At 60.6% G+C, this 17,934-nt stretch carries 15 protein-coding genes and 2 pseudogenes; 7 read left to right on the plus strand and 10 right to left on the minus strand.

The annotated features are described in order from the left end of the window. Window positions 1-39: 39 nt before the first annotated feature. The 5 genes and pseudogenes from AC193Q_RS09755 (at window position 40) to AC193Q_RS09775 (ending at window position 3,322) form a co-directional block, all read left to right on the plus strand. A complete protein-coding gene (locus tag AC193Q_RS09755; RefSeq protein ID WP_047293345.1) occupies window positions 40-729 on the plus strand; it encodes a GNAT family N-acetyltransferase in 690 nt (229 codons plus the stop codon). A 4-nt stretch (window positions 730-733) separates the two neighbouring features. Then, complete coding sequence (locus AC193Q_RS09760) at window positions 734-1,912, plus strand: GNAT family N-acetyltransferase (protein ID WP_047293344.1); 1,179 nt, start codon at window positions 734-736, stop codon at window positions 1,910-1,912. Beyond that, window positions 1,884-2,675: a ChbG/HpnK family deacetylase gene (locus AC193Q_RS09765; RefSeq protein WP_483879463.1), complete on the plus strand. Its 792-nt coding sequence runs from the start codon at window positions 1,884-1,886 to the stop codon at window positions 2,673-2,675. The genes AC193Q_RS09760 and AC193Q_RS09765 overlap by 29 nt, the downstream gene beginning before the upstream one ends. Then, window positions 2,675-2,929 (plus strand): annotated as a pseudogene (locus AC193Q_RS09770) (N-acetyltransferase); the annotation flags it as partial. The gene AC193Q_RS09765 and the pseudogene AC193Q_RS09770, both read left to right, overlap by 1 nt. A gap of 192 nt (window positions 2,930-3,121) precedes the next feature. Then, window positions 3,122-3,322, plus strand: a complete 201-nt coding sequence (locus AC193Q_RS09775) for a transcriptional regulator (RefSeq protein WP_121186201.1) — start codon at window positions 3,122-3,124, stop codon at window positions 3,320-3,322. A gap of 132 nt (window positions 3,323-3,454) precedes the next feature. Here the strand turns inward: AC193Q_RS09775 and AC193Q_RS09780 are convergent, their stop codons facing one another. Then, entirely contained in the window at window positions 3,455-4,261 is an 807-nt protein-coding gene (locus tag AC193Q_RS09780) for a class I SAM-dependent methyltransferase (RefSeq protein ID WP_121186203.1), read from the minus strand. Between the two features lie 199 nt (window positions 4,262-4,460). Continuing rightward, window positions 4,461-5,348: a LysR family transcriptional regulator gene (locus tag AC193Q_RS09785; protein WP_121186206.1), complete on the minus strand. Its 888-nt coding sequence runs from the start codon at window positions 5,346-5,348 to the stop codon at window positions 4,461-4,463. Window positions 5,349-5,547: 199 nt separating this feature from the next. On the opposite strand from AC193Q_RS09785, the gene AC193Q_RS09790 reads away from it, so the two are divergent. After that, complete coding sequence (locus AC193Q_RS09790; protein ID WP_108183146.1) at window positions 5,548-6,564, plus strand: alpha/beta hydrolase; 1,017 nt, start codon at window positions 5,548-5,550, stop codon at window positions 6,562-6,564. 207 nt (window positions 6,565-6,771) lie between these two features. Further along, window positions 6,772-8,199, plus strand: coding sequence for a mechanosensitive ion channel family protein (locus AC193Q_RS09795; RefSeq protein WP_121186208.1), 1,428 nt, complete (start codon window positions 6,772-6,774; stop codon window positions 8,197-8,199). A 198-nt stretch (window positions 8,200-8,397) separates the two neighbouring features. On the opposite strand, the gene ycaC is transcribed toward AC193Q_RS09795, so the two are convergent. The 8 genes and pseudogenes from ycaC to AC193Q_RS09835 form a co-directional block, all read right to left on the minus strand. Further along, on the minus strand, window positions 8,398-9,021 hold the full coding sequence (gene ycaC, locus AC193Q_RS09800) for an isochorismate family cysteine hydrolase YcaC (protein WP_041066222.1): 624 nt from the start codon (window positions 9,019-9,021) through the stop codon (window positions 8,398-8,400). A 68-nt stretch (window positions 9,022-9,089) separates the two neighbouring features. Beyond that, complete coding sequence (locus AC193Q_RS09805; protein ID WP_198758486.1) at window positions 9,090-10,928, minus strand: amidohydrolase; 1,839 nt, start codon at window positions 10,926-10,928, stop codon at window positions 9,090-9,092. A gap of 45 nt (window positions 10,929-10,973) precedes the next feature. Then, the gene (locus AC193Q_RS09810) at window positions 10,974-11,600 is read right to left on the minus strand and encodes an antibiotic biosynthesis monooxygenase (protein WP_121186212.1); all 627 of its coding nucleotides are present in this window, start codon (window positions 11,598-11,600) and stop codon (window positions 10,974-10,976) included. Beyond that, a complete protein-coding gene (locus AC193Q_RS09815) occupies window positions 11,593-12,009 on the minus strand; it encodes a DoxX family protein (RefSeq protein WP_121186214.1) in 417 nt (138 codons plus the stop codon). Before AC193Q_RS09815 ends, AC193Q_RS09810 begins: the two co-directional genes overlap by 8 nt. 172 nt (window positions 12,010-12,181) lie before the next feature. Beyond that, window positions 12,182-15,073 (minus strand): RCC1 domain-containing protein, encoded by a 2,892-nt coding sequence (locus AC193Q_RS09820; RefSeq protein WP_483879464.1) that lies wholly within the window; start codon window positions 15,071-15,073, stop codon window positions 12,182-12,184. A gap of 163 nt (window positions 15,074-15,236) precedes the next feature. Beyond that, a pseudogene (locus AC193Q_RS09825) lies at window positions 15,237-15,452 on the minus strand (LysR family transcriptional regulator); the annotation flags it as partial. A gap of 71 nt (window positions 15,453-15,523) precedes the next feature. Next, complete coding sequence (locus AC193Q_RS09830; protein WP_047293330.1) at window positions 15,524-15,940, minus strand: DoxX family protein; 417 nt, start codon at window positions 15,938-15,940, stop codon at window positions 15,524-15,526. A 175-nt stretch (window positions 15,941-16,115) separates the two neighbouring features. After that, window positions 16,116-17,849, minus strand: a complete 1,734-nt coding sequence (locus tag AC193Q_RS09835; RefSeq protein ID WP_483879465.1) for a hypothetical protein — start codon at window positions 17,847-17,849, stop codon at window positions 16,116-16,118. Window positions 17,850-17,934 lie beyond the last annotated feature (85 nt).

A 17,934-nucleotide genomic window follows, 5' to 3' on the forward strand; every position in this document is an offset into this window, starting at 1 on the left:
CCGCACGCCACGCGTTGCATATCATCAGGAGCAAAAACCATGAGCATTGCGCAAAAAGTCAGCCAACAGATTAAACAAAAAGGCCTGCGCGTCACCCTCGCCAAGGCGTGGAAGCACTTCGTGTTTTCCCATCAGGAGCTGCTGTGGATGGAACGCGATCTGGTCAGCCCGGTGCCGCCGCACAACCTCAAGCCGTATCCACCGGTGAGGGCAGTGACGATCACTGCCGACAACGCCAGCGCCTTCGCGCGCTACTTCGGCGACCGTGTCGGGACCATGGCAGAGTTGGCCAACGAAGGTCATACCGGGCTCATGTATCTGGACGAACAAGGCGATGCCGTAGGTTTTATCTGGGGCAGCAAGCGGGACTATTTCGACCGGCACTACTACGGTTGCATGTTCCCGGTGAAGCCTGGCGAGTTCTTCGAATTCGGCGGCGAATTGACCCGCGCCTTCTGGGGCACCGAGCTGTCGGTGGACGTGCAACTGGCACTGTGGAATGCCATGGCCGAGCAAGGCTGCGACAAGGTGGTGGACGTCTGCGAGTTCCACAACATCCCGGCGCTGAAACTGCACCTGCGCATGGGTTATACCGAGCAGGGCCGGATCATGAACATCTACACTCTGTTTGGTCGCTGGCGCTTCTATCGCGAAACCCGCTACAGCGGCTCGCGGCTGGATGCGCTGCGCAAACCGTCCCGTCCACCTGTCACAGCCACGGCGGCCTGAGCCCATGACGGCGCGATTCGAATGGCGCACTTCACTGTGCGCCGCCGACTTTCCGGCAGTCGCCTATGAGGCGCTGCGCTTGCGGGTGACCGATCACACGCCGTTCAACCACCTGGGCTGGTTGTGCGCGGCAGAGCAGGCACTGAGCGCGGGCGAGAGCCTGCACATCCTGCTCGGTTGGGAAGCGGACGAATTGCGCCTGTGCCTGCCGTTGGTGGCGGGCCGCGAGCGCTTTGCCGGTGTGCCGTTTCGCGTGTTGCATCACTTGGGCCATCCACTGGCGGACCGACTGGCGCTGCTGTCGTTGCTCAAGGGCGATGACATGCGCGAAGCCCTGCGCCTGATCCGCCGACACCTGCCGCACGCGCTGCTGCAACTCAACGAGTTATCCGAGCCTGCGGGTGAAGAAAGCACTCTCACCCCATGGATGGCCCACAGCTCCACGGGCGAACGCCGTCTCAGTTGTCGGGTGCCGGTGCATCTGATCAGCGAGGCCGATCATCAGGAAGTCTCCGGTGACCCGCGCTACAAACTGCGCCGGGCGCGCAAACGGATTGCCGCGTGTGGCGCCCTGGTGCGGCGCATTACCCCCGATTCGCTGAGCATGGGTCCGCTGTTGCGGGCGATCAGCGAAGTCGAAGCAGTGAGCTGGAAAGGTGACGAAGGCGTGGGAATCTTCGCCAGCGAGCGCAGTCGGCAATGGATCGAACGCGCCTTCACCGCCCTCGCCGGCCAGGGCCTGGTGCGGGTGGTGACGCTGGAACTCAACGGGCGTTGCATCAGCTATCGCCTCGGCTTGCTGGAACAGGGTCGACTCTACGATTACAACCTCGCGTTCCTGCCGCAATACGCCGATCTGGGCAGCGGCCGGGTGTTGCTGGAGGAATGGATTCGCTGGGGGCTGGATGAGCAATGGCGCTGGATCGATGCCTCGCGGGTCAGCCTGGAAAACTCCAGCCACCAGTTACACGAGCGCATGACCGGCCAACTGGAGCACTGGCGCTGGAGTTTCTATTCCTGGCGCCCCAGCGGGATATTGCTGGGGCTGGGGTTGCGCCTCTGGCATCGCTTGAAACCGACGGTGCAGCAATGGCGCGCGCGACGTGCGGCCAGACCGGCACCGACACCTGTCGTCATCACCACGGAGGGCGATCATGCCTCGCCAAGTCATAGTCAACGCTGACGATTTCGGTTTGAGCCCGAACGAAAACGCGACGATCTTCGCCGCGTTTCAGGCTGGGGTCATCAGCTCGGCCACGGCCATGGCCAACATGCCGGCGTTTGAGGCGGCCTGTGTGATGGCCCGACATGCGTCGCTGCAAGGTCGGGTCGGATTGCACTTCAATCTGACTTACGGCCGGCCGTTGAGTGCTTCGATTCTGCGCAGCCGAACCTTTTGCGATGGGCATGGCGTGTTCGATCTGAGCCTGCCACGCCATAGTCTGTGGCTGAGTCGCGAAGATCGCGACGCAGTACGAGAAGAGTTGCAGGCGCAGTGGCAGCGTTGCGTCGCGCATGGCCTACGGCCAAGCCACATCGATTCGCACCAACACGTGCACAACATCTGGCCGATTGGTGAAATCGTCGCGCGGTTTGCCGCTCAGCAAGGCGTGCCGATTCGCCTGGCGCGCAATCTGGGGCAGAACCTCAGTCTGCCAAAACGCGTGTTCAAAGGTTTGCTCAATTGGCGCTTGCAGAGCCTGGCCGGCGCGACGGCGGACTACGTATGCACGCCAGTGGACCTGCGCAACGCCCCCGCACCGAGCGACGGCGTGCTGGAAATCGTCGCCCACCCCAATCAGCTCGACAGCGATTTCGGCGATGCCTATCTCAACCCCGGAGAATCCCTGAACCGCGTGCTGGAGCAGCGGCTGACGGGGGTGCCGCGGGTGTCCTATGCCGATTTGAACAAGGATTTTTTACGGGGTGCCGCGGCACTCGATTGATAGACGTACAAGTCGCCCTCTGGGAAGCCATGGCGGCTCAAGGCTGCGACAAAGTCGTCGACGTCTGCGAAACCCGCAACATCCCGGCGCTGAAGCTGCACATCCGCACGGGCTATCACGAACAGGGCCGCGTCACCCACGTCTACGGCCTGTTCGGCCGCTGGCGCTTCTACCGCGAAAGCCGCTATGGCGGCTCACGTCTGGCCCCCCTGCGCAAACCTGGCCGGCCAGTGGTGAGTGCGGCGGCGCAGGCGTCATTCGGTCGTAAAAGCGCTGGCGGCCATTTGGCCGCCAGCGCGAGCAGGCTCGCTCCTACAGTGGATTGCGTAACACAGGACTTTGCCCACAGCCGAAAAAGAATCGCCCTCCTGCCCTAAAGGCTATGCCTGACTGTTGCCAATGGCTTGATCAAGTAAATTGGCGCAAAAACAGAAGGGAGCAGAAAGTTGAGCTACAAACTCACCAGCCTAGAGTTGCCGTCATTACTCGTTGATGTCGCGGCAATTCGTGAGTATCTGAAACAAGTGCTAAGCGATGACGACGATGAAGAGTTGCTTCGAACCATCGGCTATGTGGCACAGGCTTGCTCGAACATTCAGAAGGGTCAAACGGTCGAAGTCGACTTTCATTCTTTCAGCCAGACTTGAAACCTTATCGACGCCTTCGCTGGCAAGCCAGCTCCCACAGGTGTTCAGGTGTCCTCGCTATTTTCGTGCGAACCAAAAAACTGTGGGAGTCTGGCTTGCCAGCGATATGGCCGGTTGGAGCGATGGAAAGCTTCAGGCCTTGCTGGTGACCAAGGTGAAGCACAACGGCATCTGCGCCTCGCGATTCAGATACTGGTCATACACCTCTTCGCGATTCGAATGCGCATATTCCCTGAAGTGTGCGATGTTCAGGCCGGCGGCGATGGCGCCGCTGAAGATCGCGCCGAGGGTGTGCACGAACCAGTAGGACTTGGCCGCCTGCTGCTCGACCTTGCCGACGTAGACAATCGGTTCTTCCTGCACGAATGGCTCGGCGCGGAAGTAGGAGCTGGCGAGGCGGTACGGGTCTTCGCCTTCAGGATCAACCATTTCCAGAAACGGATGGGTTTCATAGATCACCAGTTTGCCGCCCGGTTTCAGGGTTAACGCCACGTGGCGAAAGAACTCGCCGATGTCGGGCATCCAGTTCAGCACGCCGATGGTGATCAGCGCCACGTCGAAGCGGCTGTGCAGCGCAGCCGGCAGGTGATGGATATCGCTTTCGATGAATTCAGCGTTGTACGGCGAGCGCTGGTTCAATTCGCGAGCCTGTTCGAGAAACGCCTCCGATTGATCGACGCCGACCACACTGCGCGCGCCGAGGGCAAACAGCGACAGGCTTTCGCGACCGTTGTTGCAACCGAGTTGAATCAACTCTTTACCGACGACACCGACCTGTTCCAGCAGACCGCGCAAGGTATCGTCGAGGCAGGAAAAATCTGCCTGCGAAACGTCGTTCAACAGCGCTTGCCATTCCGCCGATTCACGGTGATGGCGAGCGGAATCGTTCCACGCCTGTCGATTGCTGTCGATAGCGGTTTTATTGTTGGGCACTTCCATGGCGCACTCCGGACGATGCTCGTGATTGAGCGGCCCCGAGTCTAGAACAGCCCAATCAATACGGTTGTTGCGACTTTGTAAGCCGCACCGCCGATCCACTGTGGGAGCTGGCTTGCCAGCGATTGTGGCGGTTCAGCCAAATCATCATCGACTGAAACACCGCTATTGCGAGCAGGCTCACTCCTGTAGTTCGGAACGCTTACATCTGATTCAGGCGCTCGCGCAAAAACTCGACCAGCGCCTGCACCGGTCGCGACGCCTGGCGATGTTGCGGATACACCGCCGACAGGGTCAGCGGCTCGGGCCTGTAGTCGTCGAGTACCGGCAGCAGTCGCCCGTCCTTCAGCGCCGCGCCGACGATGAACGTCGGCAGATAGGTAATCCCCATTCCCTGCACCGCCGCATCGCGCAGCAACTCGCCGTTGTTCACCCGCATGCGCCCGGTGACGTTGACCAGCAGCGGCTTGCCCTGCCCCGCGTTGAAGCGCCATTGCACCGAACGACCATGGCCGTACGGCAGGCAGTCGTGGCTGTGCAGGTCTTCGGGGTAGAGCGGTGTGCCACGTTCGGCCAGATACGCCGGGCTGGCGCAGTACACCCGTTCGATGGCGGCGATGCGCCGGGCGATCAGCGTCGAGTCTTCCAGCACACCGATGCGCAACGCCAGGTCATAACCTTCGCCGAGCAGGTCCACCGGGCGATCACTCAAATCCACTTCCACGGTGACATCGCGATAGCGCTGCAAAAACAGCGGCAACAGACAACCCAGATGCGCCACGGCAAACGACAGCGGCGCACTGAGGCGAATCGTCCCGCGCGGCTCGGCGGTCTGCCCGGCGATGCCCTGTTCGACCTGCTCCACTTCGCCGAGCAGGCGCAGCGCCGACTCGTAGTAGCTCTGACCCAGTGGCGTGACGTCGAGGCGTCGGGTGGAACGGTTCAACAAGCGCACACCGAGGCGCTCTTCGAGCTGCATCAAGCGGCGGCTCACGAACTGCTTGGACAGGCCCAATTGATCAGCCGCCGCCGTGAAGCTGCCGGAGTCCATGACCTGGCAAAAAATACGCATGTCTTCGAACGGGTTCATTGTCACTCTCTGGTGGACAGTTAAACGCTTTATAGCCGCTTTTTCACATTTCGACAGCTCATTAATCTGTGTTCACGGTGTTGAAACCAACCCCAAACCTGTAGGAGCTGCCGAAGGCTGCGATCTTTTAAAGATCAAAAGATCGCAGCCTTCGGCAGCTCCTACAGAGAACACGACCAATCAAAAAATGGAATTGAGCATGAACATCAAAAAAACCCTGACCGCATCCCTCCTCGCCCTCTCCATCGGCAACGCATTCGCCGCCGGCAGCCCGGGCGTCGAACACAACACCCAGGCTTTCCTCGAAGCCCTCGCCGCCGGCGGTGGCAAACCGCTGGAACAGCTGAGCCCGAAGGATGCCCGTGCGGTGCTGACCGGTGCCCAGGCGTCGGTGAAGGTTGACCTGTCCGGGGTTGAAGTCAGCGACAAGGCGATCAAGGTCGATGGCCAGACCATCAACCTGAAAGTGGTGCGGCCGGCCAAGGTCAAAGGCGAATTGCCGGTGTTCATGTTCTTCCACGGTGGTGGTTGGGTGTTGGGCGATTACCCGACTCACCAACGCCTGATTCGCGATCTGGTGGTCGGCTCTGGAGCGGTCGCGGTGTACGTCGATTACACGCCGTCGCCGGAAGCGCAGTACCCGACAGCGATCAACCAGGCCTATGCGGCGACAAAATGGGTCGCGGAAAACGGCAAGCAGATCGGGGTCGATGGCAAGCGTCTGGCGGTGGCCGGCAACAGCGTCGGCGGCAACATGGCGGCGGTCGTGGCGTTGATGGCCAAGGAACAGAAAACCCCGGCCCTGCGCTTCCAGTTGCTGATGTGGCCGGTGACCAACGCCGGGTTCGATAACGGCTCGTACCAGCAATTTGCCGAGGGCCACTTCCTCACCAAGGGCATGATGCAGTGGTTCTGGGACAACTACACCACCAACCCGGCCGAACGCGCGCAGATCCACGCCTCGCCGCTCAACGCCAGCGCCGAACAGCTCAAGGGCCTGCCCGCCGCGCTGGTACAGACCGCCGAATTCGACGTGCTGCGTGACGAAGGCGAAGGCTACGCACGGCATCTGGATGCGGCCGGTGTGCCGGTGACCTCGGTGCGGTACAACGGGATGATTCATGACTTTGGCTTGCTCAATCCGCTGAGTCAGATTCCCGAAGTGAAAGCGGCCGTGCGCCAGGCCGCGGCTGAGCTGAAGACGCATCTGAACTGAGGCCCCCTCCCTCGCCACACCCAACAGTGTGGCGAGTTTTTTGATTGCAAGAACCCTTGTGGTGAGGGGATTCATCCCCGATGGGTTGCGAAGCGACCCCACTGCTAACCAAAAAGGCAGGGGACTGCTGCGCAGTCCATCGGGGATGAATCCCCTCACCACAAAAGCCTCTTCAACACCGACGTTCATGCAGTTCCGGAGATCGCCATGTCCATCCTCCTCACCCACCTGCTGTCCTGGAGCGCCGCGCTGTTGCTGCTCGACGCCCTGCTCTGGCACCTCGCCCCGTTCAAGCACCGCGCGCCGCGGGTCGGTGTGCGGCTGGTGCTGTTTCTGGCATTCAGCGCGCTGGCCATCAATGCCGGCGTCAGCCCGTTGCAGGCTCCACTGTTTGCCGATGACCCGGTGGCACAGCTCGGGGCGACGGCGCTGGGCATTCTCTGGTGGCTGTACGCCGCGCGGGTGCTGACCGAAGTGATCGGCCTGATTCTGATGCGACGCATCGGCCACAGCGGTCGGCTGTTGCAGGACGTGATTGGCGCGCTGGTGTTTCTGGCGGCCATCGTCGCAGCGGCCGGTTATGTGCTGGATCTGCCGGTCAAAGGCCTGCTCGCGACTTCGGGCGTGGTGGCCATCGTCATCGGTCTCGCGCTGCAAAGCACCTTGGCCGACGTGTTTTCCGGCATCGTGCTCAACACCACCAAGCCGTATCAGGTGGATGATCTGGTGGTCATCGACGGCGTTGAAGGCAAGGTGCTCGACATCAACTGGCGTGCCACGCATCTGCTGTCCAGCACCGGCACTCTGGCCGTGGTGCCGAACTCGGTGGCGGCCAAGGCCAAGATCGTCAACCTCAGTCGCCCGAACAACCTGCACGGCGTGTCGATCAGCATCAAGGTGCCGAACCACATTCGCCCGCGTCGGGTGCTCGACGCCCTCGAGCGCACGCTCCAAGGCAGCAGCAGTCTGTTGCTGACGCCCGCACCGAAAGCGGTGCTGAAAGAGGCCGGCGACGAAATGTCGGAATACGTGGCCAGCGGTTTCATCGCCGAGCTGGGCAAGAAAGGCGAAGTGCGCAATCAACTGTTCGACCTCGCCCACCGGCATCTCGAAGCTGCAGGTATTTCCCGGCATCCGGACGGTGTGATCGAACCCTCGACCCGCGCCCGGGCGTTGCTCGATGAAGTGAAAGTCTTCCGCTCGCTGAGCCATGAGGAACGTGATCGCCTCGCCGAATCGATGGTCGCGCAGCAGTACAGCGCCGGGCAGGTGGTGCTCAATCTGGAGGAGGTGCCGGACAGCCTGTTCGTGATCGCCACCGGCGTAGTCAGCGCCAGCGTGCCGGATGGCAATGGCTTCAGCGAGGCCGGGCGCATGGGGCCGAGCGAGGTCATGGGTGAGCAAAGCATCCTTGCAGATACGCCTTCGCAAGCAACGTTTACCGCGCTGACCTCTTCGATCATCTACCGTCTCGACAAGAACCTGACCCGTCAGTGCATGGAACAGCGCAGCGAAGTCGGCCAGGCGTTGAACAAATTGCAGGCCGTGCGACAGCAGAACAGCCGGCTGGCGTTGATGGCCAAACCGGTGGCGGTGCGCAAGGGTGGGTTTCTCGGCTGGTTGCAAAAGCGCTAGCCCTGACAAACAGGTGGACGCCATACCTTGTGGCGAGGGAGCTTGCTCCCGCTTGAGTGCGCAGCGCTCACAGATTTCGGGGACTGCTGCACAGCCCAGCGGGAGCAAGCTCCCTCGCCACAGGAGGTGGTGGATTACGCCACTTTTTACTGCACATGAAAATGCCCGCAATCAAGCGGGCACTTTCAGTTCAAGCAATCACTTGGCAGTGAACTTGGTGTAGCTGTTGATCAGGTTGCGGTAGTTCGGCAGGCGTTCGGACAGCAGGTGCGCCAAGCCTTCCATGTCGTTGCGCCAGTCGCCTTGCAGCTCGCAGGCCACGGCAAACCAGTTCAGCAGATGTGCACCGGCCGCCGACATGCGCGCCCACGCCGCTTGTTGCACGGTGGTGTTGAAGGTGCCGGAAGAATCGGTCACCACGAACACTTCAAAACCTTCGGCGATGGCCGACAGGGTCGGGAACGCCACGCAGACGTCAGTCACCACACCGGCGATGATCAGTTGCTTGCGGCCGGTGGCTTTGATTGCCTTGACGAAGTCCTCGTTGTCCCAGGCATTGATCTGGCCAGGACGTTGAATGAACGGTGCATCCGGGAACTGCTCGCGCAGCTCAGGCACGATCGGGCCGTTCGGGCCGGCGTCGAAACTGGTGGTGAGGATGGTTGGCAGCTTGAAGAACTTGGCGATGTCGCCCAGTGCCAGCACGTTGTTTTTGAATTCGTTTGGCGAGAAATCCTGTACCAGCGAGATCAGACCGGTCTGGTGGTCGACCAGCAGCACGACCGCATCATCTTTGTTCAGACGCTTGTAGGGAACGCTCATGGGAAACTCCTCGGTGGATGGTTGTTGCATGAGGCGCCGACCGGGTGGCCGGCGCTTTTTTGTAGTGATCAGAACGCGAAACAGGAACAGCCGAACGCGCCCCAGAAACCGGCGAAGTCACTGACCGGAGCGTTCGACAGTCGGGCTTTTTCATGGCTGTGCGCATGCACCGCGCAGGCACCGACACACTGATGCACTTGCGCCTGCAAAGGCGAATTCGGGCGCCAGTGGCCCGGCACCTTGACCACCGGCGACCAGTCCGGCAGCACGGGGATCGAGCGTGGGCCGAGGTCTTCGAAATCGCCGGCGGCGTAAACGATCTTGCCGCCGACCACGGTCAGCACCGACTCGATCCACTTGATCGCTTCTTCCTCGACGTGGAAGAAGTCCGCGCTCAGTGCCGCCAGATCCGCCAGTTGCCCGACCTTGATCTGGCCCTTCTTGCCCTGCTCGGACGAGAACCAGGCGCTGCCGTGGGTGAACAGTTCCAGCGCGGTGGTGCGCGGCAAACCTTCTTCGTACAAGGCCAGACCGCCGACGGTGCGGCCGCTGACCATCCAGTACAGCGACGTCCACGGGTTGTAGCTGGAAACCCGCGTGGCATCGGTGCCGGCGCCCACCGGCACGCCTTCGGCGAGCATGCGTTTGATCGGTGGCGTAGCTTCGGCGGCTTTCGCGCCGTAACGGTCGACGAAGTATTCGCCCTGGAACGCCATGCGATCCTGAATCGCGATGCCGCCGCCCAGTGCCCTCACCCGCTCGATGTTCTGCGGGGTGATTGTTTCGGCGTGGTCGAAGAACCACGGCAGGCCGTTGAACGGAATATCGCGATTGACCTTCTCGAACACGTCGAGCATGCGGCTGATCGATTCGTTGTACGTGGCGTGCAAACGGAAGGGCCAGCGCTGCTCGACCAAGTGGCGCACCACCGGCTCCAGCTCCTGTTCCATGCTCTGCGGCAGGTCCGGGCGCGGTTCGAGGAAGTCTTCGAAGTCCGCTGCCGAGAACACCAGCATTTCCCCGGCGCCGTTGTGGCGCAGGAAGTCATCGCCCTGGTGCAACTTGACGCTGCCGGTCCAGTTCTGGAAATCGGTCAGCTCTTCTTTCGGTTTCTGGGTGAACAGGTTGTAGGCGATGCGCACGGTCAACTGGTCGTCCTTGGCCAGTTGCTCGATCACCTGATAGTCGTCGGGATAGTTCTGGAAACCACCGCCGGCATCGATCGCGCTGGTCAGGCCGAGGCGATTGAGTTCGCGCATGAACTGGCGGGTCGAGTTGACCTGATAGTCCAGCGGCAGCTTCGGCCCCTTGGCCAGCGTCGAGTACAGAATCATCGCGTTGGGTTTTGCCACCAGCATCCCGGTCGGGTTGCCGTTGGCATCACGCACGATCTCGCCACCCGGCGGGTTCGGCGTATCGCGGGTGTAACCGGCGACGCGCAGGGCGGCGCGGTTGAGCAAGGCGCGGTCGTACAGGTGCAGGACGAACACTGGGGTATCCGGTGCGGCCTGGTTGAGTTCTTCGAGGGTCGGCATGCGTTTTTCGGCGAACTGGAATTCGTTCCAGCCACCGACCACGCGCACCCATTGCGGGGTCGGCGTGCGGTCGGCCTGCTCCTTGAGCATGCGCAGTGCATCGGCCAGCGACGGCACGCCTTCCCAGCGCAGTTCGAGGTTGTAGTTGAGGCCGCCACGAATCAGGTGCAAGTGCGAGTCGTTGAGGCCGGGGATCACGCAGCGCCCGTGCAGGTCGATCACTTGCGTGGCCGAACCACGCAGGGCCATGGCCTGGGTGTCGTTGCCGACGACGACAAAGCGTCCGTCCTTGATCGCCACAGCACTGGCGAGAGGTTTTTCGCGGTCTACCGTATGAAATTGGCCATTGAACAGAATCAGATCGGCGTTCATCGCAGTTCCTTCGAGATAAGTGAAACGAAGTCCGTATCCGCCCCTTCAGCGCGGCGGATGGGCGTTGGATTCCAGGTGCTCATGGGGCTGAGTGGCCGCCAGCCACGGCGCGAACAAGCGAGTGGCGGCCGGCATGCAGACGTACACCACCGACACCACGATGGTCAGGGTGATCAGGAACGTGGCGACCACATAGTTGGACAGGAATGCATTGAGTTGCAGCAGCGGCCCCCAGATCAGCGGCACCAACAAGGTGTGCGGCAGGATCACGAACAGCGTCACGACGGCCTGCTTCCAGCGTGGTGGTGGCGTGGCAGCGTCGACCAGTGGCGTGAACCAGAACTCGTTGGCCGCATTGACCTCGGTCTGGTCGCCGTCGGCGAGCATCGGCGTGGCCTCTTCGATCAGCGCCTGACGCTGTGGGGAGTCGAGCCAGCGCTGCATCGCCTCGGTCGAGCAATAACGCAGCACGCAGGTGAACAGCGCGAGGCCACCCTGTTTACTGCGCATTACGTCCACACCCAGGTGCCCTTCTTCACGCCCCGCCACGCTGACGATATTGCGCAGCCAGGCTTCGTAGGGCTGTTCGAAGCCGGCCTTGACCCGGTGCTTGACGATCAGCGTCACGGTTTCTTCGGTTCCCGGTTTTCTCAGGGACGGGGTATCAGGCATAACGAAGCACTCCGGGCAAACGCGCATTGAGCGCCAGCCGTCCAGGCCCGGCGATCAGCACAGTGGTGAAGAGGATCAACAGCAACCAGCCGAACTGCCCTTCGGCCACACTCCATTGCGGATGCACGACCAGCAGCGCCACCAGCAGAACAAAAAGAATAGGCAAGCAGGCCAATCGCGCCAGCACCCCGGCGACGATCAGCAGCGGACAGACGACTTCGGCGAAGATCGCCAGGATCAACGTGAGGTGGGCACCGAGGTGGAACGGGTCTTCGATCTGTTGCAATTGCGCGCTGAAGTTCAACAGCTTGGGCAAGCCGTGCACCCACAGCAGAAACAATCCGCCACTGACCCGCAGGAACAGCAGGCCGGCGTCGTGCACCCGTTCCTCCTTTTGGAAAGCGTTCATGACCCTACCCTTTCATTCTTGTCGGGTTGAATCATGCTCGTTACGGGCGCAGGAAAATTGGACATATGTGCTGTAGGAGCTGCCGCAGGCTGCGATCTTTTGATCCTGTTTTTAAATCGACATCAAACGATCGCAGCCTGCGGCAGCTCCTGCTGTAAAAGTGCGTGCAGCATCAATTGAGCTGATAGGACAACTGTCGAAACAGGGGATCCTGAACCGCATCGCTGTTACCCCCGCCCCCCGGCAAGCCTGCGGTGATCAAGCGGCGATCGAACGTCAGGAAAGCAAACGCCTGGGCGTTGCCGGTGATCGATCTGACCCCTGTCAACTGACCGGCTAGAGACCTGATATCGCCACCCCACACCGGGTTGCCAAACGCTTCGACCGTGCCGTCTGCATAGAGCACCGCATAGGCACCATTGGTGCTGGCGATTTGCATGACGTCCGTACGTCGGGCCACCGAAGCCGGAACCAGCCCGCCTTGGGCTGAATCGCCCCATGTGTCGATTTGATGGTTATCCAGGCGGACCGCAAAACCATAGCCGCCGCCGATGATTTCAATGACATTGGCATACGCAGCAATCCGCGGCGGCACCACACCACCGGCTTTCGGATTTCCCCATGCGACCACTTGTCCACTGGTGAGCCGCGCGGCAAACGCCGATCCGGAGCTGATCACTTCGACAATGCTGGTGAGTCCGGCAATGTTGGCAGGCACGGTGCCGCCCGACACCCCTTCGCCCCAGCCGACGACGGCGCCATTGGCTCGCAATGCCGCGCATGCATTGTGATTGCAGGTCACCGCGACGATGTCGCGCAGCGCCGCAATCCCGACAGGCAACGTACCGCCAAATCGGGCGTCACCCCAAGCGACAATCTGCCCATTGGCACGAAGTGCCACGAATGCGGAAACCGTGGCGCTGACCTTGACGATGTCGGTCAGCGCTGCAATGGCGGCGGGTACCGATCCGCCAAACAGGACGTCGCCCCAGGCAGCCACCTGGCCGTTGCTGCGAATCACCGCGCCGCCATAACCACCCGCAGTGACGCTGACCACATCGGTCAGACGCGAAACTGCGGCAGACAGAACGCCTCCGTAAGCGGCATCGCCCCACGCCACGACCGTATTATTCGCACGCAAAGCAGCCATGGCTCGGGCACCGCCAAAGACTTCGGTTACATCCCCAAGTGCAGCGATGGCCGCCGGCAGAGTGCCTCCATAGCGGTTCAACCCCCAGGCCACCAGCCCTCCGGAATCGCGCAGGGCCGCAAATACCGCATTGGCTTCGCCGGGTGCGGCGGGATCACCCCAGCCACCACCGAATATATTGGCGCGTTGCAGCAGCACCTGAAACTCACCGCTACCGACCCGAAGCAGACGTCGGGGTTGCGTGTCGTCAAAACGCGAACCGTGAAGTTGCTGACTGTCGCCGTCGTACTGCCATACCGTTTCCATGGGGCTAAGGCTGGCAGGATCGAGCGCCGTCAGTAAGCGCGAGCTGCCGTTGTTCGACCAGTAACGTGTGGTGGTACCGCGTGAACCTACGACCAGCGGCGCGACCCGGGGTGCAGCTTCTCTGATCAACACGGACAAGGGTGGCGACTTATAGGTCTGGCCATTGCGGTACAAAAGGGAGAAAAACCTGAAGGTTTCACCCCGGTGATTTTCGATGAACTGCTTGTCCACCGGATAATTGGCACGGCTGTTGGCGTTCAGGGCCTTGGCCTCGAATGACGGTACACCCGCTCCGGACGGCTGCTCGAAGAATGGTTGCACCCTGTCTCCCGGCAGAAAGCCCAGCAGTTCGACCTGCAGATTCGCACCGCCAGCATTCGCCGGATCATCCGGGCCGTAGACGCCATTGACCGACTTTTGAAACCGAAGCTGTGGCAGATCCGGCCGCCCTTCTCCCACCACTTGCGCCAGGGCGGAACTGGCAATGCCGATCCGCACCCCGCCGCGTATCACTTCATAATTCGACGTCACCGCACTGCCGGGGATTACCCGGTCATAGGGCACTTGCAGGACGCATGGCCGGTTCTGTCCGAACGCATCTGCCTCGATTTCACCGCTGACCTTTACCACTTCATCCGGTTGACCAGGCACTCTGGCTATGTAGGTCACATTGATAATATCGCCGGGTCGCATGCGGCTATCGTTGGTGAGCACGATCAGCGACAGGGGATTTCTGTCGAGTTTCGACAAGTCGATGGTTTCCGAGACATCTCCCGATTCGCCTGGAACTTCCCGATAGATCAGTGGCAGGAATCGGGTGCCGTCCAGATTCTCTTCAACGACCTGCGAAGCCGACCAGATGGCATCTGGATCAACAGTGTTACCCAATTGGTCGGTGACGGTGTAATCAAACTCAAGGGTCTGATCCGGCCACTTCGCACTGTCCAGATAGGCCCGGGTAACGGTGAAACATACAGTGATGGGCACCGCCGAGCCCGGATTGGGCGGAGGCGGTGCTTCGGTCGCGCTGACCGTGTAGTTCAGCCGTTTGCCGTTGCACCGCAGGGTGATTACGTCGTAGGCCCGGCAATACGGGTAACTGACACAAACCTGAGCGCTGACGAAGTCGGCAGTGACGCCTTTCAAAATGGTCTCGGGCAAGCGCAGCTTCAGTTCCGAATGCACTCCGTTGGTGGGCTTGGCGGCCTCGTGGCCCGGACGAATCTTGTTGTACAGCCCTGTTACAGTCGCCGAAGTACCGACATTCTGACTGCCTCGTATGACCTCGCAGTAAAGCCCGAAAACACTGGCGAATGGCAGCCGGCCCTTGGGGATGCGCATGAACACTTTAGCGTCGACATCACCGAAGATGTGACTGTCGAGAATTGCCGTCTCGCCCTCCAGCATCAATCGCATGACATCGCCTGGGTCAACCGTTCCGCTCAACGGTGGATCGACTGTCACGGTCGCCCCGAGACCATCGACCACATCGTCATAGATACGCAACGGGACGCCTATTGCTGCGCCATTGACAGGAATGGTGGCGTCGACTACGAAGGGCGCAGATATCTGAAGTACGCCGTTGTCATCAGAATCGGGGAGGTTCATAAGCCGTGCACCTGTGCATTTATTTGGGGGCAGGTGACAGCAAACCGCTAAACTGGTCTTGGCGCACCTGTCAGATCTGACAGGTGCGCTGATATTCACGACGAACGGTCGCGCACCGGATCGCCAGAACTTACAGGTGAATGCCAGTTATCGACGAACGGCATCAGGCCGCCGGTATATCCAGCGGCGCCGCCATGAACTGGCTGATTCGCGAGCGCAGCCAGCGCTCGGCCGGGTCGTTGTCGTGCACCCCGCTCCAGGCCATCGACAGCTGCGCGGCATCGATCGGGAACGGTGGATCTTCGGCGCGCAGGTTGCAGCCTTCGACCAGCGCACACGCGGCGTAGTCCGGCACTGTGGCAATCATTTCGTTCGAAGCCGGCCTTGACCCGGTGCTTGACGATCAGCGTCACGGTTTCTTCGGTTCCCGGTTTTCTCAGGGACGGGGTATCAGGCATAACGAAGCACTCCGGGCAAACGCGCATTGAGCGCCAGCCGTCCAGGCCCGGCGATCAGTACAGTGGTGAAGAGGATCAACAGCAACCAGCCGAACTGTCCTTCGGCCACACTCCATTGCGGATGCACGACCAGCAGCGCCACCAGCAGCACAAACAGAATAGGCAAGCAGGCCAATCGCGCCAGCACCCCGGCGACGATCAGCAGCGGACAGAGGACTTCGGCGAAGATCGCCAGAATCAAAGTGAGGTGGGCACCGAGGTGGAACGGGTCTTCGATCTGTTGCAGCTGCGCAGTGAAGTCCAGCAACTTGGGCAAGCCGTGGACGAACAGCAGAAACAACCCGCCGGTCACCCGCAGTAAGAGCAGGCCGAGGTTCTGCGCCTGGTCATTGCGTTGTACAGCGTTCATGGATCCACCCTTGATCAATCATTGCAGGGAATAGTGCAACGATTGATCGGGGGGAAATTGGATGGGTGTGCTCTCTTTGCTCTTGATCGATCGCTCCCACGTTCTGCATGGGAATGCAGCCGGGATGCTCCGCGTCCCAACCGTCCAAAGCCGAAATCCTTATTCCCTCCTCCGGTCAGCGCGAGTCCACGATGGTGTACCGACGCGGTTCGAAAACCGTGACTGCCGTCGAGCTTGGCACTTGATCCGTTCTCACTGTGAACAGGATGCTCACCAATGTCCCGACCCCGAGCGACAGCAGATAGTCGAGCGGGAGTCCGAACGTGTAGCCTCGATTCAAGACCCAGGCCTGATGAACCGAATTGCGATCGGGTGTCCAGATACTTCGATTGTTCTCGATGCCATTGGCCGTGAAGCCCATCAGGGTGAGTTCCAGTCGTTGGCCTCTCGCTATGTGTATCCAGTTGCCGAAAGTCAGGTTCGCTCCGGTCACGATGTCCTTCTTGTCCAGTTCGAGAGTGTCTTTGGCCTCGTCGATCACTGGGGATATGAGCAAGTTGCTCGGGATCGGCAGCACGGATAGCGCCAAGGGTTGCAACTGCACCGCCGGTGCACCGCCGCGTACGTAGGAGGCGGTAGCTTCAACGGATTTACCGATGCTGAAGGCCACCAGAGAGACAGGCGCCGTTAGTTCCCTGGGCGTGGCACCCACAGCGACCGGCAGCGATGTATACGAACCTGCCGCTGGCGTGCCTTGCGCGGCGATCCAGCGCACGCTGACCAGGTCGGCAGGCTGGCTCGGATAATCGAGCACAAACGTCAGCGTATTAATGGACGCAGAAGGATTCAAATGAGTGTTGCCGGTTGATTCCTTGATCCGTACTTCGCGGTTTTCCAGAACGTTGATCGTCCGAGTATTGGATACCCCGCCACCGGCGTATTGACCTTTAAAGATGTGTGGGCTCTGGGTCAATCCAGTAACCGGAAATTTCCATACGCCCGCTATGGCCGGCGCCCTGCCCAGAGGCGCTTGCCCGTCAAACACGCTGACTTCTTCTGTCGCGGCACCGTGCAATGTGGCGCTGGTGAAAAGCGTGTCGCCATCTTCGCCGATCTCCTGATCGAGCGGATCAGTGATCCGTTCGATCCTTGGCGCGCTCACAGGGTCCGTCAGGACGATGTAGTTACGATGTGCAAATGCCTGGGCATCGGACCGATCCGGACTGTTCTGCAGACCGGCCCAAAACCTCATTGTCAACACGCTTCCATTTTGCAGACCTTGCAGCGGCGCGGCAGGGATCTTTTGTTCGTAATACCCGAGGCTGAATTCATTACCAACAATATTTCCCGGTGCTTGCCAATACCAGGCCTCCCAGACACTGCCGTCGGCTTTCACGCCTGTGAGCAGGAGCCAGAAGAACTGCTCGCGCCTGCTCAGCAGCCATGACCGGATACGTAAAGTAACCTCAGTCAGATCGCTCACATCCAAGTGAGTGCCCCCACCTTCGTCGTTTGCCTCTTTGATCACCGGCAGGGGCAGATCAAGTTGGTTTATGAGCGGTATGAAGAGCGGCAAAGGTTGCGATACCACAGGAGGTTCAGTGCCACGGTAAAGCGTGTAACTGACGATGACAGTCCGACCGAGATTGAAAGCCACCAGAATATTGTTAATGTGGGTCGTGAAAGGGGGTTTAAATCCGCCGATCGGTATGCGCGGCGACGTATAGGAACCGGAACCTGGAGTCCCGGCCCACGTGATGGAAAGTAAGTCTCCTGGCAACCAAGGGAAGTCGATTATTACCGTCAGGTTGTACCGGGCGGCCGCTGGCAACAGGAAACCATTTGAACTTTCTTTAATTGCCAGTCGCGACAGATCGTCACGGGTAAGCGCGGTAATCGGCACGTCCATTTTCACTTCCCCCGAGGGCTGGCCGTTTCGGCATTGACCCATCAAACACGGAAAGGCGAGCACTCACCACTGTCAGAACTAACAG

The sequence above is a fragment of the Pseudomonas sp. F2 genome, from assembly GCF_057174385.1.